Origin of the sequence: Leptolyngbya sp. AS-A5 (genome assembly GCF_039962495.1) — a bacterium.
Classification (GTDB): domain Bacteria; phylum Cyanobacteriota; class Cyanobacteriia; order Leptolyngbyales; family Leptolyngbyaceae; genus Leptolyngbya.
In genome coordinates, this window is the sequence record NZ_JAMPLL010000027.1 from 1 (window position 1) to 24,519 (window position 24,519).

A 24,519-nucleotide genomic window follows, 5' to 3' on the forward strand; every position below is an offset into this window, starting at 1 on the left:
GCAGTGTAAAGCGTGGTGCCGAAGTTCGATGAGAATTACCTGCCGAAGATAACTGAGAATCGGGTGCCGAAGTTACGTGAGAATCACCTGCCGAAGTTTATGCAATTTTGCAACTGATTCTACATCTCAGAAATACTGATACTGTGACAGGCCAATGTTTGATTTGATGAACTGCTGTAGAGATGTAAAGCAACTTTGAGTTGATCGAAGGATTGAGCCTACTATCAAAGCAACGGTTCAGTGTTCCATTTTCCCCGATACACAGGTTTCGTCTGTGATTCCGACAACGGTAGAAGATAGCGCACTGCAACCCCCTTTCAGCAGCAGGGCTAGAAGGGGGGATTTAGGGGGCAGGTCGGTTCAAATCAAAGCGAAAAAACTCATCGAGCTGACGTTAATTCAGGCACAGTATTACATCAAGCTGCATGGAATTACAAGGGAAGTACGTTAACCTCTCAATTTCTGAGTATTCTCAACCAAGCTCTGAGCAAAGGCATCAAAGCGCTTCGACAATCCTTCATCGAGTAACTTACCGTCTTCGCTAAATGCCTTCCAAGCTTGTCCAACCGCAACCTGTTCAGGAATTGTCCAAGCGTGAATCCAACGTAAAATAATCCGCAGATCATTCAGAGAATTGTTATTCGACTGTCCACCTAAGACACTAATCACGCCGGTTACTTTTCCGGTGAATTCCTCAAATCCCATTAAATCAAGCGCGTTTTTCAGCACACCGCTAACGCTGCCATGATACTCCGGTGTCGCTAAAATCACGGCATCTGCTTCACTGACAGCCTGTTTAAGCTTTGCAACCCCTGGATAATCCGGATAATCGTCGCTACCATCACAGAAGGGTAGGTCAAGCGATCGTAAATCCAAGATCTCTACCTCTGCACCCAGAGCTGCAACGCGATCGGTGGCAACTTTCAGCGCTTTCTGACTGTATGAGCCTGGTCTTAAGCTTCCTGCAATGCCAACTACTTTTACCATTGAGCTGATTCCTTGGAGACGATATGCTATTATCATAGACAAAACAAACTCGTAATGACTACGCCTTAAGCTGTAATTTAGCGATTCGGTTAAAACGACAGGAGAATTTTCAATGACGCAAGCAGTTCAACTCACTCAGTTAGACGATCCTCAAGAATGGGATTTGTCTGATCTCTATCGAGGTTTTGACGATCCGAAGTTGACGCAGGATCTAGAGGCGTTGCAGACGCAAGCCAGCGAATTTCGCGACTCATTTCGCGGCAAAGTTAAAGAGTTAACAGCAGAACAGTTAGCCGAATGTTTTAAAGCGTTAGAAGCGATCGCCGAAAAATCAGGCTATCTCTACGCTTTCCCATCCCTGATTTTTTCCGCCGACACGCGCAACACCGAAGCAAAGCAATTCCTCGACAAAGTAATGGAAGCGCTGACCGGAGTTGAAAACCAACTACTGTTCTTTGATTTAGAGCTTCAAAGTTTAGAGGCAGATAAGTTTGATCAACTACAAAAAGCTTCAGTGCTCTCAACCTATCAACACTATCTAAACCGAATTGCAAAATATCGTCCGCACACGCTGTCTGAAGAAGTAGAACAAACTCGTAATCAGGATAGTTTGACTGGACGGCAAGCCTTTATTCAACTGCGATCGGTGCATCTCGGTGAACAAGAATATGAGCCGGTCACGACTCCAGACGGTCGCACGGTCAATACTGAATCCGAACTGAGTGCGCTGCTGTATCATCCTGATCCAGAGATTCGCACTGCTGCTTATCAATCGGTTCGCAAAGTGATGAAGCAGCACAATTCGCTGTATGCCTACATCATGAATACGGTTGCCCAGGATCACAAGCTGGAAAACCAGATGCGCGGCTATGAGTCAACGCTGCATAAGCAATTGCTAGCTGATGAAGTGTCTGAACCAGTGTTCCGGGCAATTATGACGGGAACGGGCGATCGCTTTGATTTATTCCAGCGCTACTACCAGCTAAAAGGTCAAGCATTGGGTCAAAAGATTCGGACTGCTGATCTTTACGCCCCTTGGACAACCGAAAGCGCTCCCCCTGTAACTTACAAAGCGGGTGTTGAGACTTTACTGTCTGCCTTGGATCAGTTCGATCCGAACTATGCTCGACGTGCAGAAGAGTTCTTCTTGAACAACTGGGTGGATGCGAAGGTGCGTCCCGGTAAACGGGGGGGTGCATTCTGCTCCTACACCTACGGCAAACATAGTTATCTATTGATGTCGTACACCGATGACTATAATTCGCTGTTTACCTTGGCGCATGAGATGGGTCACGGGCTGCACTTTGCTTGGATTGACGATCGCCAAACTTATTTCAATAGTAATCCGCCAATGGTGCTAGCAGAAATTGCTTCAACCTTTAATGAACTCCTACTACTGGATTATTTGTTGAAGCAGGCGAAAGACGATAAAGCATTGACTAAATCGTTGATCACTCGACAGCTTGAAGATCAATTGAATCTACTGTTCCGGCAGAGTACGATCAGCCGATTGGAATTGGCAATCCACGATCGAGCGGCTCAAGGTAGCTTTGATCAGACCTTTGTGAATGGGGAATGGATGAAGCTATATCAGACCTTGTGTGGCGATGCGGTTGAAGTGCTGCCTGAGCATCAGTATGACTGGGCACGGATTGGACATATCTATTTCAAGCCGTTCTACTGTTATCAGTACACTGCATCGAACATTGTCAGCCTTGCTTGCTATCAGAAGTATCTTGAAGTTGGTAAAGACTTTATTCCGGGTTACTTGGAGCTTCTAGCAGCAGGAGGTAGCTTAGATCAAGTGACTGCACTGCGGCAATATGTGGGTGTGGATATTGAAGATCCAGCCACGATTCGAGGTGCATTGACTTATGTTGAGAAGCTGTTAGATCAGTTACAAGCAAGCCTGTAGTTTAACAGAAAGACCTTCGATCGTTGATCGAAGGTCTTTTTATCGACATTCGATAGATTCTTGGCTTCGGTTTGAGCAGCTTCTTGTCTCCCAAATCAGGACTTTGAAGAGATACACTCAGCTTGCTGAAAGGGGTTAACTCTTCAGAGAAGGTTCGCGTTCAGGCATCAGTCTTGACATCAGTTCGAGGTGGCGAAGCCTAGAGCCGAACACTAATACGACGATCGGCGGTAAAAGCACTGTTAGCGTAGACAGAATGCTGAAAATAGAAACTCCGCTTCCTGCTCCTCGATAGATCAGATTGCTTGATAAACTAAACGCTAAGCTCGCTAAAGCAAGCACAGGCGAAGTGAGATTAACAGCCGCGATCGGTAGCAAAATCGAAGCATACCAGGGCATCACCCAAGGTGTCGCAAACAAAATCAGCACCAATGTTACCCAACCAATATCCGAGATTAAATTAGTTTCGGAGTAGCGCCGTTTTAGATAAGACTTGAGTAACGTAATTCCATAGAAAGCGGCAAATCCTAGAGTTGTCAGGCGCGTAAATAGAGAAAGTAGGTTTTGCTTGGTTTCGATCGCCATTCCAGGAAAGTATGACAGTGATGCACTTAGAAGATAATGAAACGACAGCGCTGTTTTGTCTGTAACTCCTGGATTCAGTAGGCTTCTCCAAGCTTCGATCGTCGGTAGAGCCGTCAGACTTACGACTAGAATGACTGCGATCGAGGTTAGGATAGACACTCCAATGTCTTTCCAGCGGCGATTTAATAGTAGAAAACTGAACACAAACGGCAACCAAATAATCGGTAACGTTTTTTCCAAAAATCCTAACCAAACCATTAATACAAGCAGGGAATACTTACGCTGCTGTAAGAAAAGCAGTAAAAGCAGCAAAGCATTTGCAACAAACACATCGATATGAGCGCAGAGTAAATGCTCAGTCAGCAATAGTGGATTTACTAAGTAAGCAATAGTAATTTTGCTTCGCCAAGCAGAGTTCTTTAGCAATGCCCAAACTAGAAATCCATTAACCGCATGAAATATCAGACAAAGCAGTTTGAAGAAATAAATCCCTGCCACTAAGTTAACTTTCACAACTGCTGCTGCCGCCATGAAAATCAACTGTGAAACAGGGCCATAAGTTGAAGACTGTGACCATGCAAGAAATGAAGATAAGCTAGAAGAAAAACTATCCGCAGAATTGAGATAAGGATTCACTCCAGCTAATCCCATCAGCCCATAGTGAAGATATTGATAGATATCGAATGTGCGTGGATAGGTCAGAAATGGTACGACTAAAAATAGAGCACAAACGCTCAAGATCTTGTTAAAGCTTGGAAAATTCTCTTTTTGCTTCTGAATTAACCACAGAATATAGACGATCGTTGCTCCAATAAACTCTAGATTGATGCGCAATCGCGTAAGCTGATTGGGAAAAGGTTTATGGTGATCCTGAAGATTTGAAAGCACACTATGAAGATTGCTCCAGCCTAGAAAGCTAAGCTCAAGGCAAAATAATATCGTAAATACGGCTCCAAAAGTGAACAGTGCTTTCTTCTTTGTCATAACATTTGATTGAGTTGAAACGACGAGTAACTATAGAACTGATCTATTTCATCTTCGGCTGAGAAACACCCAGAATGTCTGCATATTGCTGCGTACAGGTCGCCCAAGTGAATTGATTTAACCACTCAGGATCAATGATACGCTTTGGAGCCGCTAAGGTCTTGAGAATTGCTGCCGCGATCGCATCACTATCTCCAACTGGGGTAAGTTCACCGTAGCGACCTTGAGCTAAAATTTCAGCCGGCCCACTTTTACAATCGGTGGATATGATCGGAGTTCCCAGTGCCATTGCCTCGACTAAAACGGTGGGCAATCCTTCCCACTCAGAAGACAGTGCCAACATAGCTGCTTTTGCCATGTAAGCATAAGGATTTTGAGTAAACCCAAGTAAAGCCACATCATTCGATAAGCTTAAGCTTTCAATCAATTCGATCAGCCGTTCCCTTTCAGGGCCATCACCCAAGATTGCTAACCGAGCCGGTCGAACTTGCCGAACTTGAGCAAAAGCACGAATCAAGGTCGGAAAATCTTTTTGCTGATGCAACCTGCCGACTGCCAGAACAACGGGTGGTTCTCCAGACCGAAACCACGGATGCTCGACAGGTTCTTGCGCCAGCGTGAATAATTCAGGCAGAATAATCGGGTTATAGATGACTTGAATGCGATCGCGCTTCAACCGAGTAATTCGGCTCAAATCCTCAGCCACTCCATGAGACACAGCAACAATCTCATCGGCCCAGGGATAAAATAGCCGGGCAGCAAGCGGAGTAAGCCGAACAGATAGCTGAGGAATGCGCTTTGACTCGATCGACAAGTGATTATGTTCTGTCACAACGATTCGAGTCGATACCCCTGCTAGGCGCTTTGCCCAGAGTGCAATCTCACAAGGGTAATGTAGTGCTGCGAGTAGTCGTTCTGGCTGAACTTGTCGAAGATAGCGAACTAATTTCGGCAAACTCAGCGGCACCCACTTTGCCTGGAGATCAACAATGCGAATCTCAGGAGGAACTTGTGATAGATAATGTCCTGACGCTCTAGCCAATACCAAATCGACGCTTAAACCACGATCGATAAAGCCTCGGGCTAGATTGAGCAATACTTTTTCTGCTCCACCTCCATGCAATTCGCGCAGAAAAATTGCAACATCAGGAGCAGTTTGAGATGTTCGATCAGGCTGTAAAGTTTGAGATTGAGGACTGTGCTTCTGGAGATTGACGGTCATAGAGTTAGTCTAGAGAGTAAAAAAGCTAGGGCGGACAGGCTGCTACAAAAGCAATTATCTTGCTAACAATTGCTTTGTTTTCATCAGAAGCACTTGTGAGTGATCAGGAGGGAAGGAAACAAATGCGGCGATTTTCACCAATGCTGTCAGCATTCTCTTCCACTCGAACACTGTCGAGAAGTCGTTTGCGATCGCGTTCCAAAGAAATCGAGCCGCACACAATCCGTTTTGCCGACTTGGGATAGATCCTAGTGAATTGAAGGTGAGATAGCGGTAGAGAACAGAAAGGCTGCGCTTTTTCAGGTGCTGTAGGGAGATGGGTGCTTGGTTAAATGCCGCTTCAATGAAGTGCAAACCTTCTGCCTCCATTTTTAGGAAGTTCGATGACATCGAACCCGCCGTAACTCGATACAGCACTTGAGGCAAAGGCACTGCAACAAACTCGTAGTGAGCAGACAACCGCAACCACATATCCCAGTCGGCTACGGAAGATAACGCTGGATCAAAGCCACCCGTATCAGCAAAGGCTTGCCGACGAATCAAAGGATTAGAGCCATTTTCTAAAAGATTGTGCAGCAATAGCTTTTCATAGATATTGCCCGATGCCGTAACATGATTTCCGGCGTAAAAGAACTTGCCATTCTGGTCAATGTAATCCACCCAGCTATAGGCGACTGCTGCTTGAGGGTTCTTCTGCAATGCTTTGTACTGTGCTTCCAGCTTGTCCGGCGTCCAGAGGTCGTCCGCATCGAGAAAGGAAACGTACTCTCCCGTTGCTTGAGCAAACCCACGATTGCGGCTCGTTGATACGCCTGCATTCTTGTAGGAGAACACTTTAACTCGTGGATCTGTGACGCTAGAAACTACGTTCAAGGTCGAGTCTTTTGAACCATCATCGACCACAATCACTTCAAAGTCTGTGAAAGTTTGATTTAGCACAGACTGAATTGTTTCCTGGACTGTCTTCTCGCTATTGAATGCTGGGATGATTACAGAAATGTCTGGCATCTTCTTCACCTAACTTTGTGTGCTGATTGGCTTAGGCTTTTTTGCTATCTCTAAACGAACGATTCGCTTTGCTGCTTTGATCGCTGCATATGAGTGTCCAGGCGGCAGAAGAGCCACCAAGGATACCTTTGCTAAGACTCTTAAGACGGTTTTCCAACCGAGGAGCATAGATGGGTTATTTGCGATCGCGTTCCAGAAAAATCGCGCTGCAATCAGCCCGTTTTGCCGCTTCGGAGAGCCTTCAAACGCCTTAAAGGTGAGATAGTGATAAAGATTAGCAATAGCATTACGTTTTAGGTATTGTAGGGATTGAGGTGCTTGACTAAACGCTTTTTCAATCATTCGCAAACTTCCTGTTTCCATTCTTTGAACGTTACAAGACACGGAATTACTGGACATCCGATATAGAACTTGAGGCGAAGGCACTGCAACAAACTCATAACGAGCAGACAACCGCAACCACATCTCCCAGTCTTCTCCGAAAGCTAGCGTTGGATCAAAGCCGCCTACATCAGCAAAAGCTTGCCTACGAATTAGCGGATTAGACCCGTTTTCTAAAAGGTTATTTAGCAATAGTTGCTCATAAATTTTGCCGTTTGCTGTGACGTGGTTCGCGGAGCGAAAGAACTTCCCGTCCTGATCGATGTAGTCCACCCAGCTATAGGCGACTGCTGCTTGAGGATGTAACTGTAATGCCTGATATTGTGCTTCGAGCTTGTTTGGTGTCCACAGGTCATCCGCATCGAGAAAGGAAATGTACTCTCCTGTTGCATGAGCGAATCCGCGATTGCGGCTCGTTGATACTCCTGCATTGTTGTAGGAAAATACCTTGACTCGTGTGTCTGTGATACTGGAAACCACGCTTAAGGTAGAGTCTTGTGACCCATCATCGATCACAATGATCTCTAGCTCTGTGAAGGTTTGATTCAACACGGACTGGACTGTTTCTGTGATAGTATGTTCGCCATTGAACACTGGAATGATTACAGAAATTACGGGCATCTTCTTCACCTAACAATATAAATGTATTTGCTTAGTACAAGGAGCTAGCACGCTTACTTTCTAAATCACTGGATTCATCAGAATTGCCTTCGTTAGTACCCACAGACAAAACCTGCACGATCGTGTCTGCTACAGCGTCCCAATTTAATTGAGTTCTGATTTTATGGCGTGCAGCTTGAGACATTGACTCTAGACGAGCAGGATGGCTCAGGAGATCAATCATAGCGGCTGCTAGTGCGTCAGGTGTGAGCTGGTCAAGCACGATTCCATTGTGCTGATGATCTACAATCTCTGGCATTCCGTCCCGATCGCTCACGATGCAGGGCACACCATAATTCATCGCCTCCATAATAAAGCGCGGAAAAGGATCACAAGGAGCAGGAGCAGCCACGATATCGGAAGCAAGAAACAACTGCTTTAGTTGTTCGCGTGAAATGTCTCCTGGATTTTCAACCCCCGCCCGTTGCTTGAGTAGCTTTCTGCCAACTAGCACTAATTTTGCATCTGGCAAAACTTGTCTGACCTGCTCGAAAGCAGCGAGAACGAGGTCCCCACCTTTACGCTCAAAGTCCGACCCGTTAAATAGAATCTGCTGGCTACCAAAGTTTTTTTTGCCTTGATAAGGCTCCAGAAAATCACCGGCTCCACCCACTACAGTGATGTGATCGGACGGAATTTGATAATCTTCAATTAGCGATCGCCGCACTACATGACTTTGAACAAATAGATGCTTGGCTTTCTCGAAGAGTTGTTGTTCGCACTCAAGCCATTCCTCTCGTTGTGTGCGGTTGAGAAAGTAACCCCAAGGAATTTCACTCTTTTCAGAAAGGCGCATTGTATAGTCTAACAACAAGACATAAGAGATATCTTGCTGATCCCACAACGGACTAAAGGTATTAAGAAGGTGGAATACAAAATCTGGTTTGTACTCTAGCTGCTTAATTGCCTGCTCAAACCGCCGAGATTTAGCAATAAACTCTCGTTTGTTTTTTTCATATAAAGTGTCTGCTTTGCTCTTGGAGAAGACCCTCAAAGCGTAGAGATATTTCAATAGTAGTCTTGGTATTTTTGCGTCATACCACTCGTTTTCGCGCTGCAAAATTTGTACCTGATTACAGCGCGAAGCTAAAGCTTGAAAAAGAAAATTGTGTCTCGCTATATAGGGAGCTTCTCCGGTTGCCAGAATATTAGCTTGTAGCATTTTAGGTTTTACCTCTTGTGATTGTGATTAATTATTTCTGATCGTTGTGTTATGCAGGCTCTCGCAGTCTCACAGATGCTCGATCGCTTCGATCTGCTTCCGCCGTAGCAAAGATTGTATGTGCAATTTGATCCGCGATCGTGTTCCAGTTCAACTGCGTTTTCATTTTGCGTCGTGCTGCCTGAGACATCACAGTTAGCTTCTGGGGGCCATTGAGCGTATTGATCATCACTTCTGCTAGTTGTTCTGGTGTTATTTGATCGATAACAATTCCATTGATGTCGTGATCCACAATCTCCGGCATTCCATCGCGATCGGAAACAATGCAAGGAGTACCATAGTTCATCGCTTCCATTAAAAAAGTTGGGAAGGGATCGCAATAGGCAGGGGCAACGACTAGATCGGATTGCAGAAATAACTGATGCAAGTCCGAACGCGAGGCGATATGACCTGGATTCACAATGCCTGCTTCTTCAAACGGCAGTTTTTTACCCACAACGACAAGCTTAGCTTCGGGGATCACGCGCCGAACTTGTCTGAACGCTGCCAAAACAATCTCTCCGCCTTTGCGCTCAAAATCTGAACCATTAAATAGAATCTGTCGGCTACCGAACGTTTTTTCACCCGCATAAGGTTCCTGAAAATCTCCAGAAGAACCGACAACAGTTATCTTATCCGCAGGCATACCATAGTCCTGAATCAGCGATCGCTTCACCACATGACTCATACTAAAAATATGGGTTGCTCGGTTGTAGGCTAAACGCTCACACTCAAACCAGTCCTGACGGGATCGATCGCTCAAAAAAGTCGCCCAAGCAGACCAATTTCGTTCTGCAAGGGCGGTTGTGTAATCTAGCAACATCGCATAAGGAGTCGTGTTATTCCACACCGGACTATAGGTGCCAAAAATCTGAAGCACGAAATCTGGTGGTTCGCTCAGGTGCTGAATTCTGCGCTCTGCTTGTTGGGACTTGAGTACAAACGCCGTTTTATTCTTTTGAAACACAGCATTCGCTTGACTTAAAGAGCCTGTCCGTAGCGTTAGCAGTCCTTTGAGAACTGTTCTCGGTAACTTGGCTTCGTACCATTCACTTTGCCGAGGCAGAAAGTCTAGCCGACTAAAATGACTTGATAAAGCGTTGAATAGAAACTGGTGACGCTCCAAAAAGATCGATTCACCTGTCACCAAAAGAGATTTAATTTCCATTGTTTTATGGGAGTGTTTTATGCGAGTTAAAGTACAGCCACAAAGGATGAAGACACGACAAGCCAATAAAGTTAGGTGACAATTACATACTGGCTTTGATTGGCTCTGCAACCGATAAAGGAGTAAATCCTTCAGGGCTAATACAAAACCCTTGGCTCAAGTCAGTTAGGCTCGGATCAGCAAGTCGAGGTAGTTTTTCCCAAGCAGCCTGATCCCCAAACTGAGTTTGTAGGTATCGGCTTGACTTCCAATTCATGAAGTGCAGATACATCATTTCCTCACCCGTTTCAACGGTTAATTTACCTTGATACCAAGACCACTTTGTCGGATAGCGGTATGTCCCATCCACCCACGGAAAATCAGACAAAATGGTGCTGAAGCGCTCTTTAAAGAGATGATTTCGCTTGTAGGGATCGAAAACTGCCCACACTCGACGCACAGGCGATGGAAGTCGCCGATGCCCCAGCAGCAACTTGCCGAAAAATGCTTCATCTATCCCCGAAATTAAGGGTTGGCTCATGAGGTCTTGCCAACCGGGGATCTTACGGAAAGCATGAATCCATTGTTCGTTATTCTTGATGAGGAAGAGGTGCCCAGAGACGCGATCGGGATGAGTTGACAAGGTGTTATGGCATAGGGCTTCATCTGTGTAGAACGCTCTTAGATTGCCGTAGATGACATCAATGTCACTAAAGCCAAAATAATCATAACCCTCTAGATAGTCTTGATGAATCACTCCATACGCAGGTCTAAGATTACAGATAGCATAGGGAGATTGGGTGTTGAAGTTAATTCCCAAGCGCTCCGAAGCCATTTGTTGATACTTTGGAAAGCTCATCGGAATAAATCGAACGTTGGTCGGAGCATTCTCAGGAATCGGACAATCTGTAAAGAAAAGCCAATCGATCGTCGGATTCCAGCGGCAAGATTCGAGATAAAACCTAAACCATTCAGGCCACTGACCGAAATAGGGCATTAATAGAATAATCTTTTTCTGCATAAGCCTCAATCACACCGAATTACACAAAACAACAGGAATTATCGACTATGACGTAAAGCAATCACGCGATGAAACAACTTAGTCAGTAACAGTTGATATTGAAAAAACTGCTCAGGAACAAAGAAGCGGAGACATAACACATAAGCCAGTAAGAAGGTAAAAGGTCTTAGAATCAAAGGCATTTGCAGTGAGAGTAAAATTCCTGGAACACTGAGTAGAACTGGAATAAAGCAGGAAAGCAAAAATTTTCTCAGCGGCCAGTGGAACTGTTTACACGCAGTCCACCAGTACAAGAGCGTCCAGATGATCCCCAGCACGATCGCTACCGCCAAACTCACGCCCACGATGCCACCTTGCCAAGCCCCAATCACAAAGCTAAGCACCGCAATCGGAGCCATCTGAAGACTGACTTTCGCATTCAAATCCGGGCGACCTTTCGCAACTAGCATCGAGTAAAGCGGCGAGTTCACCACGCGGAAATATCCATAAAACAATAATCCAGGTAGCACAGTACAAATCGGTATCCAGTTCGCACCAAAGAGCAGCGTCACAAATTGGGGATCGAAGACTAGAAAAATGATCGCGTAGCTCGCAGCCGCAAAGAACGCAACCTGCTCAACCACCTTGAACAACGCATCTTCTTGCTTCTCGATCGGAAGCTGTGCAAAAACAGGCATTCCCAACTGATTGAGCAAAGAACTCAAAATGCTAGAGACGGTCATTGATAACTGATACGCAAGGTTATAAAACCCCAAGCTGGCACTGCCTAAAATCTTGCCAACCGTGAAGTTATCCGCATTAAAGCTAAGATATAGCCCGATACTTGACCCCACAGAACCCAAACAAAAGGTGAAAACTTCCGATCGTACCTCTGGATCAAGTTGCAGCCGGAAACGGTGTCTTGAGTAGTGCCGCGATAGCAAGCAGTTGATCACCCAAGAAGCAGTATCTCCAATCACAAACGACCAGTATTTGAACCCAAGCAAGGCGGCTCCAGTAGTACAGAGTAATCGAGTCAGCGAACTGACTAAACTGATATGCGCTAACGCTTGGTACTGCATTCGGCGCGTCATGATCCCGCTGTAAACATAGGCAGCAGAGGACAACACCAGATTAAACGAGAATGCAATTAGGATACCAGTCAGTGCAGGTTCACGAAAGAAGTCAGCAACTACGGGAGCAGTCACTACCATTGCCAATGCCAGTACCACACCCGTCAGTAAACTAACGGTGTAGCTTGTATTAACATACTTCGGATTATCCGCGCCCTTGTAGATAATAAAGGCTCCGGCTGTGTCTTGAGTAAATAGCGTAAACAGTGACCAAAACACATACGCAATCCCAATTACGCCAAAGTCTGCGGGCTGAAGCAATCGCGCCAACACCACGCTACTGAGAAAGACAAAAATTCGAGTGACAAACGTGGCGTAGGTAATCCACAACCCACTTTTAATCAGTGAGGTTGATTTCATAGACTTTTGCTCTGGATTGTTTTTGCAGGGGTCGATCGATTGTGAGAGACATCAAGCGATCTCCGGATCAATTGTTTAGACAAGGGTGAAAGCTTCACTGCAATCAGCGTTAACAACGATCGAGGGTCAGTGTAAAAGATAGAGCGATCGCTCTTCCAGGCCTGCTGTATCAATTGTTGCGCTTGTTGGGTATCCCCTCCTGTTAGTGCCAAACGCGCTAGGAAACGATACATATAGGCATAGCCAGTCGGTAGGTACGGTTCAAGCTGTTCTCTAGAGCGTTGATAAGCCGCTTGAAGCACTTGTTCTTGCGATCGCTGCATTTCCGCCACGTTAAACGAAAGTCCAGACGGGCGAACCCGGTAGCAGCACAAAGGGCGAGGTTCCCGGTAGAAACGCCATCGACCTGTTGCTGCGACCCGTAACCAAAAATCGATGTCTTCACAACTACGCAGGGCTTCGTCAAACTCTCCCACTTCATCTATCAGAACTCGACGAAACACGGCATTTGAACCATGACCGACAAAGTTTTTATACATCAAAGACACTAACGGATCAGCGGCAATTGGCTTGCCGCTCAAAGACATCCAACTGCGCTGCCCATCATCGCGAATGATGTGTGAAGCACTGTAGACTATTCCAACGCTGGGATCACGATCGAGCCGCTCGACATGGTTGGTTAACTTATCGGGTTCGTAGCGATCGTCTGCGTCTAGTAGCGCAATATAGTCAGACTGAGCCTTGTGAATTCCAGCATTGCGAGCCGATGACAAACCCCCATTCGACTTTGTGATCAGTTGAAAGCGCGAGTCGCGTTGACAAAACTGCTCAGCGATCTCAACGGTTCGATCGGTTGAACCATCATTGACCACGATCGCCTCGAATGCTCTTAGAGACTGCTGCTCCAGAGATATCAAGGCTTCTTCAAGATAAGCACCAACATTATAGGCTGGAATGATGACGCTAACTTTAGGTTTGCTCATGGAAATTTCTTACCTCGAAAACTCCTACACCATGCGCTAAAGGCTGCAAGCGCGTGAAATCACAGCAAAATCACGGCGCTGATAACCTAGTAGGCACCTCGTCGATCGAACACAATCCAAAGCGTTTTCCCAATGATCTGGAGATCATAGAGTGGAGTCCACTTCGCTTGATACTGAAAATCAAGCTTTAGAATCTGCTCGAAATCATGAATCTCAGAGCGACCGCTCACCTGCCACTCTCCTGTAAGACCTGGTTTAACGTTCAAGCGTTGCCAGTGATGCGATTCATATTGAGTCACTTCATCCTCTGTAGGTGGACGAGTCCCAACTAAGCTCATCTCTCCGCGTAGTACATTCCAAAACTGGGGTAGTTCGTCCAGGCTCGTTCGCCGCAGAAATCGTCCTACTCTTGTCACGCGGGGATCATGCTTATTCTTAAAGACTAATCCTTGCGCTTCATTGGGAACTTGGTCTTTCAACAGGTCTGCATTCTCCACCATTGAGCGAAACTTACAGATATAGAAGGGCTGTCCCCGCAGACCGAATCTTTTCTGTACATAGAGAATTGAACCTTTACTGTCTAGCTTAATGGCTAAGGCGATGGGAATAAAGACCAATGCCAAGATACATAAACCGACAATACTTCCAACTACATCTATCGATCGTTTAAACACCGAAACCGTAGAACGATGCTGAGGTAATGAATTGAGCGATACAGGAATCAAATCGTTAGCAGTAGGCACCAAATTTGAGAAAGCTACGATCTTCATTTTTTGTCACCGCCATCAACAGGAGATAGATTAATCGATGATTACTAAAGAACTAGGACTATCTTAAAAAGTAATAGTTCCAGCAACGTTGTGGTGTCAACAAGGCACTGTGGTGTCAACAAAACATTGATGTAAAAGCGAATATCAAAAGCAACGCTGAGTATTAATATAGATCATAGCGGCAAGCACGAAAGGGATAAGGCAGTTTTTGTAAAGATGCAATGAAGATTTCTAGATTAAAAATTGTTACGTCCTACGTGTATACGGAAAAAATAGGGTGAATCTTCTCCCTCTAAAGGTGTAAGCCCGTAATTCTTCATGAAAACTATAAATAATGTACTAGATTTATGAAATTCCTGTAAAGCCTTGATAAATATGCCTGTTGCGCTTTGAGGAGGTTCAATTAATTTTTCAAGAATTAATGAAGTAAAGCTCGATGAAAAATAGCAGCTAAATTCGACCAATCCTGCTCACAGTCACGGCTTCTGCAACTCGCGCGTTAAATTCAAGCTAGTTTTTATTCATTGCATACCTCTTTTGGGAGATGTTCCCGTGATTTGCGGCTTCTTATGATTCGGGCTGTTACGCTTAGCACAGGAATTAGTCGTGCTTCGGAAAAGAGCCTGTTTTTCATTAAGGCCATCTCTCCGAGATTCGAGAAAATAAACTGTGTGGTATGAAGCTTTCCTGCACACAGCGCAGACAGCTTTCGCTTCTCAGCTTGACTCAGTCTGAACCAGTTTAATGGTTCTGTAGTTCCCCGGTTCTGACTGTTGGGGCAGAGGTTATAAGAGTGCTAATTGCTATCATTTATCAATGTTGATCACTTAGAGCTTCGGTAGGAGAGTGCGCTCTAAGCTGTGCTTTTACCGATAATTGCGTCCTGAATGCTTTGAACTGAAGTCACTCTTTAGCTGAACTCACCCTAACGATCGCTAGATAAAGCCATCCAAGCAGCTATGATCGGACAAACAAAATTGCACCAATTAAAAGATTCACCCAGTTTGAGTGTCTATTTGCTAGGGCGGCGGATTACTTGTATGACGGTTGCCGCGATTGTCGATGCCATTCATACGGCTTGCACTGAGGGTACAAAGCTCACGGTGGCACATTACAATGTTCATGGCTTCAATTTGTCAATGCAGCTTCCGTGGTTTCATAACTTTCTTCAAAGCGCCGAGATTGCTCACTGTGATAGTGTCGGTATTCTCAAAGCGATCGGCTTCATGGGTCTGAAGCTACCCTTGCAGTATCGTGCTTCCTACAGCCTTTTGATGCCTAAATTGTTGTCGCACTGTAACCAGCAGAATTTTTCGATTTTTCTGCTAGGCGCAAAGCCAGAATGTGTCGATGCCGCGATCGCACAAGTTCGGCAGCAGTACCCGAATGTGCAAGTTAGTGGACATCATGGCTACTTTGACATTCACAATCCTGATGCAAACGGACAGGTCGTGCAACAAATTAATCAAGTCAAGCCGCAGATTTTGGTAGTTGGTATGGGGATGCCCATTCAGGAAGACTGGATTCGCCTCAATCGGGATCAGTTGGATGTCAATGTGATCATGATGGGGGGTGCAGTGATCGATCGCTTGGCAGGTATCGTTCCAGACTGTCCACCCCTGCTTTCTGATTTGGGATTAGAGTGGGTGTATCGATTGTTTCGTGAGCCGAAGCGCCTAGCAACTCGCTATTTACTAGGCAATCCTGCATTTCTGCTCCATATTGCCTTAGCGAAAGCGTATTCGTTCTCGCTGAGGGTGCAGCTTATGGAGCCGCTTAGCCGCTCTAAAAAGCTTTCTAATACAGGAGTTGAGTCGATTAGAGCAGAGTTGAAGTCCGCTGAAAATCGACTGGTTGATGCTGATCCCATCTCTGGATAAAGAGCGATCCGAAGTGACGCACCACACTGATGCTTCGTGTACCCCATAAGGACGCGAGTCTCCCGTAAAGACACGAACACCGTAGGTGCTTTACTGCACCTACGGTGTTCGTGTCTTTACCCGTATTTGTAGCAAGTCTGTAGGGATCTAGGGAGCAACCTGGATGGGATGAGCGTGAGTGAGTCCGAATTAATCTTGTCCAGATAGCTGATCCCAGTTTGTGAAGCGAACATGCTGACATTCTGCTTCACACAGTACCGCTCCTAACCAGACAAAGAAAAACCACAGATTGACTGCCATCCAGCTAAGCGGAGTGGCATTACAAGCAATATAGAGTGCAATTAGCCCCGCGAATGCCCATTTACAATTCGCGCTACCTCGAATGGCAGTCGCATAAGCCGCAAAAAGAGTCAGAAGCATTGCAGCGATCAAAGCGATAAATCCTACGATGCCATTCAAATATAGAACAGCCGCGTAGGTCGAGAATGAACCCAGCGTAATGTAGACATCTTCGTAGAGGTGCGCTTTCCCTCGGATTACACCCCAGCCGATCCAAGGAGACTGCTGCCAAGCCTCAAGCGTTTCGCGCACCACGATCGCACGTTCCTGCGAAGAAGACGCACGCACCTGTGTAAAACCCTCGGCAGGCTTACGCAAGAGTTCCTCGATCGTCAAACCAAAGATGCTGCATCCCATCAGCGTCGCTGTCATACTCCACAACGAAAGCTGGCGAAACAATCCACTTTCAAGACAAGCACCAACCAACAAAGCAATCGGCAAACAAATCCAGGCACTCCGACTTGCGCTCACGGTCAATCCGGCAACTGCACCAAGTAGGGCGAAACGTCGGAGTTGTTGATCGCGCTCTCCTAAACAAATCAAAAAACACAAAAGCGAACACAGTCCTAAAATTGGGGGATCAGGTGTGTAGAGAACTGTTCTGGGCAATGGCACCCCAAAAAACGGCGCTAAATCTGCAAACATTACCCGCAAGCTACCCTTATCTCCCGGAAGCAGCCGCGCCAGTGGTGGTGTGTAACCATCGCCGCCAATGTTGAGAATCAGCATGGCAACTTGAATGCTGATCGTCACCAAATAGCCTGCTGACATCCAGGCGATCGCTCGCGTCACAATCTCGACTCGTAACCGATTGAAAAACGGCAAAGCAAGACAAGCAAAAATGAGAAAGTAGCTTTTTGCAAATGTCACTACTGCTGCCGCTGCGACCATTAAATCAAACCCCATGTCGTTGATCCCCAGTGCTGCCGTCCAAAGCATGGCGATCGACATCGCTAACCAAGCCCAAACATAGTTGGGTAATGACTTTTGAATCAAGTGATCAAGGCTAAAGTGAACGGCTAACAAGCTAATGACAAGAGCAGGATAGAAAAGGGGCTGAATTCCCAGCAACCACCAAAGCGGTGTGAGAATGATTGTCCAGTAAATTACGCGTTCTGAGCGCGACAAAGGACTCATTTCTGGAGTGATAAACTTCGGTTTGATCGAAGGCAGATCGAACATACGGGTTTTAGAGGAGTTCCAGTTAGTGATTAAAGGGTCACTCTATTACTTTAGATAGAGAACAAGCGTACTTTAGACCATGCTTCAGATAGAGAACCAGCGCGATCAAGCAGATCACACACCAAAGACAAGGCTAGTTCTACTGGTCTGGAAAGGGTAACTTTAAACCAAATTAAAAAAATCAGCCGATCGATGCATTGCACAAGCTTGAATGACTCCGAACTCAGGCTACCTAGCTATTGCTGACAAAAGTTGGCTTTGCTGGAACAAAAAAATTCTATCTATTTGCATATTGAATACAGTAACATTCTTCGTAAAATATAAGTCAACTCTAGACTTGTCAGGCATCTACGGAAGTAAGGGAATGAGAGACATTCACCTGTTAAGAAATATCTGTAAAGAACACTTGTGTGTGAAACAATTTGTTTGAAAAACGCAACCCTCTTCCTGACTCAGTGAACTACAAACACTCAGTGAACTAACAAACAAATTACATGGAATTGTTGTTGCTTGACCATAATTTGCTATTTCGGATACCTGAAAATCTTCTAGGAGCGATCGCATGAAAAAAGTAGTATCGATTGCTTCTAGGCATTGGAAAGCGCTGCTCGGCCTTAATGCACTTGTTGCAGCCGCAGCAATCGCTGCGATCACAACCACTCCTAAAAGCTGGACAGCAACGGCTCAACTCATTCTACCCCTAACAAATGGCGGGAACCTGGATGCTAACTTAGGCACACTTGGCTCTTATCGAGAGAGTGATCCAAGCTTTTCATCTCAAATCAACCCGCTCAAGATTCAGCAAGCGGTGTTGTCGAGTGATGCTTTACTCGAAAAAGCCTGGAAGGCTGATCCAGAGCGTACTGGGTCAGACAAACCGCGCCACTATGGGCAGTACTTCAGCGTGACGACCTTAGATCAGACGAGCATTATGGAGCTAGCAGTGACTGGATCGAGTCCAGAAGTTGCGAAACAACGAACGATCGCGATTCTTAATGCTTACAAGCAGCGCCTTGGCGAACTGCGGCAGGCAAACAGCACTGCACGTGATGCGACGACGCAAAGACAGCTTGAACAAGCCCGACAAAGACTGGTGAAAGCACAGACTGAGTTAGCGCGATTTAAGCAGGCTACAGGTTTGGTCAATGATGAAGAGCAAACCAAAGGGCTGGTTACAGCCATCAATACGTTAGAGACTGAACAAGCTCAAGCCGAAGCCGAAGCAAGAGCAAACCGATATCGTGCTAATACGCTAGCAGCCCGATTAAATTTATCTTCCGCTGCCGCAGTTCAAGCGTTGGGGTTGGATCAAAACGAAGATTACAAGCAAATTCGCAGTAAGCTTACCGAAGTAGAAACGACGCTAGGTAGATTGAGAGCGACCTTTACCGATCGTACTCCTCAAGTTCAAAGAGCACTGGCTGAGCGCAATAGCCTCCGATCTCAACTCCAGCAGTATGTTGGACAGGCAGCAGGACGGATTAACGCTAATACCAATTTCACAACCGGAGCCGAAGGCCGCGCCGAATTAATTCAGCAGTTGGTGTTATCAGAAAGCGATGCGAATGGACAACAGCAACGCGCTGAACAACTGCGGCGACAGATCGCACAACGACGAAGATCGTTGTCCGCGCTTCCTGCGAATCAAGCTAAGTTAGCCGCATTGCAGCGACAAGCAGATGCGACGGAAGGGTTGTACAAAGGGCTAGTGGCTCAGGTGCAGCAGTCGAATCTAGATGCTTTTAATGCTTATCCCAATATTCAGGAATTAAATGCACCTGTAGTTGATCCGAAGCCAACTAGCCCGAAAAGGTCGGTCATGTTGATCAATGCGATCCTGGCTTCAATCATCGGTAGTATAGCGCTGCTGTTACTTCTGGAGGCTCGTAACCCGCTGCTCAGCCCGAAAGATTTGCAGTCGATGAAATTTGCTTTAGTGGCTCGGATTCCGATGTTCAGGCGATTGTCGATCGACCCGAATCTAGGCACTGAAAGCGAGATTGAGTTTCAGCGCTTGGCATCAGCCGTGAGCTTGCAATCGCTCAGGAGTCCGCGTCTGTTAATTACCAGTGGGATGGCGGATGAGGGAAAAACAACAATCACTCTCCAGCTTGCTTATGCTTTAACTGATTTAGGGTTTAGAGTATTGCTTGTCGATGGAGATTTCCGTAAAGCCGAGTTAAGCCATCAACTTGGATATCCGCACAATGCTTTAGGCAACTTCCAGAACGATCGTGCTCTGAGTGGTCACGTGGTGTCGTTGCAGCCGAATCTGGACTTTGTGCCAACAATGCCACATCAAGGGAAGATTGTCGATCTGGTAACGCGAGGACGGTTTGAGCGCTACTTAGCAGCAGCAGAAGCACAGAACGATTATGACTATGTTTTAGTCGATAGTGCGCCTGTTAGCTCAACTAGCGAAACTGCGCTGATGGCTGCGATCGTGCCTTATGTGCTATTTGTAGTTCGTCCAGGTTTTAGTGCCCGGAATGCAGTGAATGATAGTCTAGAGCAGTTAACGCAGCATCAAGCGAGATTGCTTGGCTTGGTACTCAATGGTGTAGAAGCTCAGGGAAGCCCTTATACGTATCGATCGAACTCGACTTTGGCAAATTATTCGTGACCTGTGCTGTTAGTTCATTGATCGGTTGGTTTATTGATCACTTGGTTTATTGATCAGTTGTGGAAGTGGGGGGCAGGGTGTCGTTCCCTTTTCAGCCCCCTACTCCCTACTTCTTTTAGTGTTCGTAAATTAAACCAGAGCACTATAGTTAAAAATCATATCAACAAAAAATTATTGTTCAATTTCTATTTTATTAAGCTGCCGTAGACAATTTGAATGTCGATCGACAGTTGTTTTGAGTGCATTGTTTGAGTGCATTGATTGGGCATTCTGGGCTGACCGCTCATCTTCAAACTCTGGAATTGCAGTGTCTGCTATGACAAACAACCTCATGGGCAACGCAAACTTTTCCTGTTCGTTTTACCAAATCAAGCTAAAATGTCACAGGTTAATCTACTAAACTAAAAGCTCAGTAGATTAACCTGTGCTGCTATTATGTTTCAGCGTCTACCACACTCACTTAAGTTCGCTTTCATTCACATGAGCTAATTCATGTTGAACAACGAAAAGACAGATCAATCGAGGGGCAAGTGGAAGGTTTTGTAGATCCTGAACTATTCCTGCTCATGCTAGTGTTCTTACGCTAGTACATTGTGCAATGTGAGTTTTACCCAAGTCGATCGTTTAAATCACTTTATGCTGCAAGTACATCCGCAGTGTAGGTGATTGACTTTGGCTTGTTCAATTTAGTTTCTCAATTACTACCCAGAACAAAACAATGGCAACTTTAAACCCCGGTTTTTCAGCAGAAAGCCGTAGCTTTAGCGCGATCGAATCTTCTACCAGACCCGAAACGATCGCGCTTGAAAACAATCTGACCAGCACCTCACCGCTTACCCGCAGCAGTACTGGCAATGGTCTACAGGCAGAGTATTACCAGGGAAAAGGGTTCAGCAATCTCAAGCACACCCGCACAGATGCAACTGTGAATTTTGACTGGAAAAGAGACGCACCCGATGCTTCGCTGCAAGCGGACGATTTTTCAGTGCGATGGACGGGACAAATTTGGTCAAAACATTTTGAAAACTATACGTTCTATACGCGCTCTGACGATGGTGTGAGATTGTGGGTGGACGGAAAGATTGTGATTGATCATTGGACAGATCACTCTGTAACTGAGGATCAGGGAAGCATTGCCCTTGCTGCTGGGCAACCCCACGACATCAAGCTAGAATACTATGAAAACGGCGGAGATGCTGTGATTGAACTGTTGTGGTCAAGCCCAAGTCAGGCTAAAGAAGTAATTCCACAGAGCCAGCTTGATGCGATCGCTGCCCCCTTTCCAATATCCTCTGCACCCGCTCAAACTAGCCCTCAAACTAGTCCAATGATTCCGGTCACTCTTGATACTATTGTCGCTCCGATCATTCAACCTCAAGCTGGCTCAGACAATCAACCTATTGTCTTAGATCCCACAGCATCTATTAGCGCCATGAGCAAAGACAGCATCACGACTACCGTCGATTGGAATAGCGGCAAGGGAGGAAATACAGCCTTCGGTTACGGTGTGAATGCTTATCAAGGCTTCCGGACGGGAACGTTTGATAGCGCAGCTTACAAAAGCAACATGGCAACCATGAGTCCGGGTATGATTCGGTTTCACAATGGCAGTACGATGCAGGATTCCAGCACTTCAGATGGTCTCATTAATACGGCTCGTCAAACTTGGGATGCCAACAAAGCGAAATCGGCGCTGTCTGCTTCATTCGCAGCGTTTGGGCAGAATCAACCGGAGCGCATGATCAACATTCCGACTTGGCCCGATTGGATGGATGCCGATCGTGATGGCTTCCTCGATCGCAATCAGTTTGATAATTTTGCTCGGCTCTGTGCCGATTTAGTCAAGATCGTCAACCAGGATGCTCGGCTCAAGGTGAAGTATTGGGAAGTGACGAATGAAAAAGATAATGACTACTTTGTGCAGTTCCGTGACAATAACGGCTGGGGTGGATTGAAAGATTCGAGCAAGCCCGATCGTTTAAATGAACTGATCACGATTTATAACAAAGCGGCGGTTGCAATGAAGCAAGCTGATCCGACGATCAAAATTGGCGGGCCTGCGGTCGCGCGTCCGGATCTTCAGCCGTTCTATGTTCCATTCATCAAGGGAACGATCGATCATCTAGACTTTTTTACCTATCACTATTACGCCAGTGGTAGTGCTTCTACCGCAGACCAGGACATCTTTAATGCAACTCGATTTATCGGTGGTTACACTAAAGCCATTGTTGAAGCGTTAAAAGCTGCAAGTCCAAACCGAACTATTCCGGCGATGTTGGGTGAATATAACATTAGCTGGACGTGGGAAAGCCGCGATCCACGCATGGCTAACTACAAAGGGGTAGTATTTGATGCGTTAAGTATTGCTCAAGCGCTCACAAATGGCGCGGCTGGGACGCTTGCCTGGAATGAAAAAGATGGCATTTATGGCAAGATGGACGACCAGGGAAATCTGCGCCCCGGTGGGAAATTTTTGCAGTTGTTAAATCGCTATATGATTGGCAATCGAATTTCGACCACAACGAGCAACGAAAATGCAATTACAACTTTTGCTGTGAGTAACACCACTCAAGGTTACAAATCCTTTCTGATTATCAATCAATCTAATGACTCACAACAGGTGCAATCGAACTTCACCGGATGGAGTCCTCGTCAATCATCCGTCGATACTCACACAATGTCACCTTCGGGCTATAGCCAGAAAACAGTCAACTGGTCAAACCTCAAAAATGGCATTGTTGTGCCCCGTAATTCAGTGATTCTGCTAACTTTTGCTGATTAGTGTGCGAATGAGATCGATAGCGATCCTGTTTGAGTTGTGAGCGCTAAAAGAAGTAGGGAGTAGGGGGCGGGAATGGGAATGATACCCCACGCCCCACTTCACAACTGATTTAGAATCGCTTTATCTTGGTGATGCTTGATTGAGAATAGTGGAGATGATTTTTAGTGCTGTTGCTTGGGTTTCTCTCAGCAAACGAGGCTCAACAAGGGTATCTCCTGGTGAATGATAGTTTGGGTCTTTACCCCGGAAGAAAAACAAAGTGGGTACATTTTTTGCCTTAAAAGACAGATGATCACTCCCGCCAAGCTGATTGGAACTGACAGTCCCATTGATCGAGGATGCGATCTCGCTCATTGCACCCGAACCCTCCAGCAACAATCGATCGTTAATCCCGACCATATCAAAATTCAGCATTGCTTTGAGTCTAGCCAGAAACTGCGAAGTTGCTCGATCGACAAACGCCTCCGATCCTTTTAGCCCATCTTCCTCTCCATCAAACGACACAAACCAAATCTGACGAGCTTGTGGGGATTTTGAGAGCGATCGCGCCAACCCTAAAACAACTGCGGTTCCCGATGCGTTATCATTCGCGCCCGGAGAGTATTCGACCGAATCGTAATGTCCGCCGATGATTAACTGAGGCTGTTTGATATCTGGCAAATGGGCAATCACATTTCGCCCGATCGCGCTGGGCTGTGCTTTAACCCTCAAGGTTGCAAGAATGCTTGTACCTTGAGCTTGTTGCAGCAGAGAGGTTCCTACTTCCTGAGAAAGCGATGCTGCGGGGATTGCAGAAGCCTTGAGTAACATTCCGCGAGTATTTCCAAGCTGATTATTCACAATCAAAATCCCGAGCGCCCCTGCCGCTGCTGCGTTCTCGATTTTTTCCGCAAACTGAAGATTGCCGCCGCGCTGAACGATCGCAATTCGATTTCGTACATTCACCGCTTTAAAGTCTTCAGCTCGCCCAAAATTCGGCACAGCGACTAACTGACCTGTCACATTCCCCGCAACAGAGCGAACCAGTGCCCAAGCTCCGATCGTTTTGCCATCGGCGATCAAACTCGACCCCACATCTGCAAACTTCGGATAGGTAAAGGTCTGGATTTCAACCTGATACCCCGCCTTGCGATATTCAGTAATCAAATACTCGCTTGCCTGCTCTGCCCTAGAAGATCCTGCCGCCCGCGCCCCTATCTTCACCAGCGCCTGCACATCGGCATACAGCAAATCCGCTGCAACTAGCGCATGAGTCGCAATCAAACAGAGCGCGATCGCTCCCCCAAGCCAAATATGCCATGCTCGCACTACACGTCGCGTTCGATGTAACCAATAGAACATGAAGATCTCAGGAAGTATGGTTTGTTTTAGCTTAAT

General features: G+C 46.1%; 17 protein-coding genes. 4 read left to right on the plus strand and 13 right to left on the minus strand.

The window, feature by feature from the left end; translation table 11 throughout:
- Positions 1–447 precede the first annotated feature (447 nt).
- Positions 448–987 carry an NADPH-dependent FMN reductase gene (locus NC980_RS21050; RefSeq protein ID WP_190376724.1) on the minus strand — a complete coding sequence of 180 codons (540 nt, stop codon included), beginning with the start codon at positions 985–987 and terminating at the stop codon, positions 448–450.
- 112 nt (positions 988–1,099) lie between these two features.
- On the opposite strand from NC980_RS21050, the gene NC980_RS21055 reads away from it, so the two are divergent.
- Entirely contained in the window at positions 1,100–2,902 is a 1,803-nt protein-coding gene (locus NC980_RS21055; RefSeq protein ID WP_190376725.1) for a M3 family metallopeptidase, read from the plus strand.
- A gap of 135 nt (positions 2,903–3,037) precedes the next feature.
- Here NC980_RS21055 and NC980_RS21060 read toward each other — a convergent pair whose 3' ends face one another.
- The 10 genes from NC980_RS21060 to NC980_RS21105 form a co-directional block, all read right to left on the minus strand.
- Positions 3,038–4,375 carry a hypothetical protein gene (locus NC980_RS21060; RefSeq protein WP_348254066.1) on the minus strand — a complete coding sequence of 446 codons (1,338 nt, stop codon included), beginning with the start codon at positions 4,373–4,375 and terminating at the stop codon, positions 3,038–3,040.
- 139 nt (positions 4,376–4,514) lie between these two features.
- The gene (locus NC980_RS21065; protein ID WP_190376727.1) at positions 4,515–5,693 is read right to left on the minus strand and encodes a glycosyltransferase; all 1,179 of its coding nucleotides are present in this window, start codon (positions 5,691–5,693) and stop codon (positions 4,515–4,517) included.
- 54 nt (positions 5,694–5,747) lie between these two features.
- Positions 5,748–6,701, minus strand: coding sequence for a glycosyltransferase (locus NC980_RS21070; RefSeq protein ID WP_190376728.1), 954 nt, complete (start codon positions 6,699–6,701; stop codon positions 5,748–5,750).
- A gap of 9 nt (positions 6,702–6,710) precedes the next feature.
- Positions 6,711–7,703 carry a glycosyltransferase gene (locus NC980_RS21075; RefSeq protein ID WP_190376729.1) on the minus strand — a complete coding sequence of 331 codons (993 nt, stop codon included), beginning with the start codon at positions 7,701–7,703 and terminating at the stop codon, positions 6,711–6,713.
- A gap of 31 nt (positions 7,704–7,734) precedes the next feature.
- Positions 7,735–8,904, minus strand: a complete 1,170-nt coding sequence (locus tag NC980_RS21080) for a glycosyltransferase family 4 protein (protein ID WP_190376730.1) — start codon at positions 8,902–8,904, stop codon at positions 7,735–7,737.
- A 49-nt stretch (positions 8,905–8,953) separates the two neighbouring features.
- On the minus strand, positions 8,954–10,111 hold the full coding sequence (locus NC980_RS21085; protein WP_190376731.1) for a glycosyltransferase family 4 protein: 1,158 nt from the start codon (positions 10,109–10,111) through the stop codon (positions 8,954–8,956).
- An 82-nt stretch (positions 10,112–10,193) separates the two neighbouring features.
- A complete protein-coding gene (locus tag NC980_RS21090; protein WP_190376732.1) occupies positions 10,194–11,111 on the minus strand; it encodes a DUF6625 family protein in 918 nt (305 codons plus the stop codon).
- Between the two features lie 38 nt (positions 11,112–11,149).
- Positions 11,150–12,583 (minus strand): lipopolysaccharide biosynthesis protein, encoded by a 1,434-nt coding sequence (locus tag NC980_RS21095; protein WP_190376733.1) that lies wholly within the window; start codon positions 12,581–12,583, stop codon positions 11,150–11,152.
- The gene (locus tag NC980_RS21100; protein WP_190376734.1) at positions 12,580–13,566 is read right to left on the minus strand and encodes a glycosyltransferase family A protein; all 987 of its coding nucleotides are present in this window, start codon (positions 13,564–13,566) and stop codon (positions 12,580–12,582) included. Before NC980_RS21100 ends, NC980_RS21095 begins: the two co-directional genes overlap by 4 nt.
- A gap of 86 nt (positions 13,567–13,652) precedes the next feature.
- Entirely contained in the window at positions 13,653–14,336 is a 684-nt protein-coding gene (locus tag NC980_RS21105; protein WP_190376735.1) for a sugar transferase, read from the minus strand.
- A gap of 959 nt (positions 14,337–15,295) precedes the next feature.
- Here NC980_RS21105 and NC980_RS21110 point away from each other — a divergent pair.
- Positions 15,296–16,216: a WecB/TagA/CpsF family glycosyltransferase gene (locus NC980_RS21110; RefSeq protein ID WP_190376736.1), complete on the plus strand. Its 921-nt coding sequence runs from the start codon at positions 15,296–15,298 to the stop codon at positions 16,214–16,216.
- A 189-nt stretch (positions 16,217–16,405) separates the two neighbouring features.
- Here NC980_RS21110 and NC980_RS21115 read toward each other — a convergent pair whose 3' ends face one another.
- On the minus strand, positions 16,406–17,737 hold the full coding sequence (locus NC980_RS21115; RefSeq protein ID WP_242026841.1) for an O-antigen ligase family protein: 1,332 nt from the start codon (positions 17,735–17,737) through the stop codon (positions 16,406–16,408).
- Between the two features lie 562 nt (positions 17,738–18,299).
- Between NC980_RS21115 and NC980_RS21120 the strand changes: the two genes are divergently transcribed.
- Entirely contained in the window at positions 18,300–20,360 is a 2,061-nt protein-coding gene (locus tag NC980_RS21120) for a polysaccharide biosynthesis tyrosine autokinase (protein ID WP_190376737.1), read from the plus strand.
- 718 nt (positions 20,361–21,078) lie between these two features.
- Complete coding sequence (locus NC980_RS21125) at positions 21,079–23,142, plus strand: PA14 domain-containing protein (protein ID WP_190376738.1); 2,064 nt, start codon at positions 21,079–21,081, stop codon at positions 23,140–23,142.
- Between the two features lie 120 nt (positions 23,143–23,262).
- Here the strand turns inward: NC980_RS21125 and NC980_RS21130 are convergent, their stop codons facing one another.
- Positions 23,263–24,483 carry a M28 family peptidase gene (locus NC980_RS21130; RefSeq protein WP_190376739.1) on the minus strand — a complete coding sequence of 407 codons (1,221 nt, stop codon included), beginning with the start codon at positions 24,481–24,483 and terminating at the stop codon, positions 23,263–23,265.
- Positions 24,484–24,519 lie beyond the last annotated feature (36 nt).

Bases quoted from the DNA above. Each gene is read 5' to 3' on its own strand.
- NC980_RS21050 (WP_190376724.1), bottom strand. From the start codon at position 987: ATGGTAAAAGTAGTTGGCATTGCAGGAAGCTTAAGACCAGGCTCATAC.
- NC980_RS21055 (WP_190376725.1), top strand. From the start codon at position 1,100: ATGACGCAAGCAGTTCAACTCACTCAGTTAGACGATCCTCAAGAATGG.
- NC980_RS21065 (WP_190376727.1), bottom strand. From the start codon at position 5,693: ATGACCGTCAATCTCCAGAAGCACAGTCCTCAATCTCAAACTTTACAG.
- NC980_RS21070 (WP_190376728.1), bottom strand. From the start codon at position 6,701: ATGCCAGACATTTCTGTAATCATCCCAGCATTCAATAGCGAGAAGACA.
- NC980_RS21075 (WP_190376729.1), bottom strand. From the start codon at position 7,703: ATGCCCGTAATTTCTGTAATCATTCCAGTGTTCAATGGCGAACATACT.
- NC980_RS21080 (WP_190376730.1), bottom strand. From the start codon at position 8,904: ATGCTACAAGCTAATATTCTGGCAACCGGAGAAGCTCCCTATATAGCG.
- NC980_RS21085 (WP_190376731.1), bottom strand. From the start codon at position 10,111: ATGGAAATTAAATCTCTTTTGGTGACAGGTGAATCGATCTTTTTGGAG.
- NC980_RS21090 (WP_190376732.1), bottom strand. From the start codon at position 11,111: ATGCAGAAAAAGATTATTCTATTAATGCCCTATTTCGGTCAGTGGCCT.
- NC980_RS21095 (WP_190376733.1), bottom strand. From the start codon at position 12,583: ATGAAATCAACCTCACTGATTAAAAGTGGGTTGTGGATTACCTACGCC.
- NC980_RS21100 (WP_190376734.1), bottom strand. From the start codon at position 13,566: ATGAGCAAACCTAAAGTTAGCGTCATCATTCCAGCCTATAATGTTGGT.
- NC980_RS21105 (WP_190376735.1), bottom strand. From the start codon at position 14,336: ATGAAGATCGTAGCTTTCTCAAATTTGGTGCCTACTGCTAACGATTTG.
- NC980_RS21110 (WP_190376736.1), top strand. From the start codon at position 15,296: ATGATCGGACAAACAAAATTGCACCAATTAAAAGATTCACCCAGTTTG.
- NC980_RS21115 (WP_242026841.1), bottom strand. From the start codon at position 17,737: ATGTTCGATCTGCCTTCGATCAAACCGAAGTTTATCACTCCAGAAATG.
- NC980_RS21120 (WP_190376737.1), top strand. From the start codon at position 18,300: ATGAAAAAAGTAGTATCGATTGCTTCTAGGCATTGGAAAGCGCTGCTC.
- NC980_RS21125 (WP_190376738.1), top strand. From the start codon at position 21,079: ATGGCAACTTTAAACCCCGGTTTTTCAGCAGAAAGCCGTAGCTTTAGC.
- NC980_RS21130 (WP_190376739.1), bottom strand. From the start codon at position 24,483: ATGTTCTATTGGTTACATCGAACGCGACGTGTAGTGCGAGCATGGCAT.